The 386-nt window shown below is 24.1% G+C and carries 1 protein-coding gene; it reads right to left on the bottom strand.

Going from position 1 to position 386, the window contains the following annotated elements:
• A partial coding sequence (locus EZH24_RS13570; protein WP_137999498.1) for a tetratricopeptide repeat protein occupies positions 1-386 on the bottom strand: 386 nt, incomplete at both ends.

Here is a 386-nt window from a genome sequence, read left to right on the forward strand (position 1 = left end):
ATATCATTAATATCTTTTTCTTCTTTTAAAAGAAGTTCTACCATATAATAAAGTGCAATTTTAGAATCAAATTTTTTGAAATTTTCAAAAGCTTTATCGTATTCATTATTATTAAAATAAACTAATCCTATATTTCTATATGCAAGAACAAATTTGTCGTCTAATTCTATGACCTTGTTAAAATTCTCAAGTGCCATATCATATTCATTATTATTAAGATAGACCAACCCCCTATTATTATATGCAAGAATAAATTCGTCATCTAAATCTATGGCTTTATTAAAATTCTCAAGTGCCATATCATATTCTTCTTTATCGTAGTGAACTAATCCCCTATTATTATAGGCAGAAATATAATAATCATTTAATTCTATAATCTTGTCAAA

Origin of the sequence: Brachyspira catarrhinii, assembly GCF_005518285.1 — a bacterium.
Lineage (GTDB): Bacteria > Spirochaetota > Brachyspiria > Brachyspirales > Brachyspiraceae > Brachyspira > Brachyspira catarrhinii.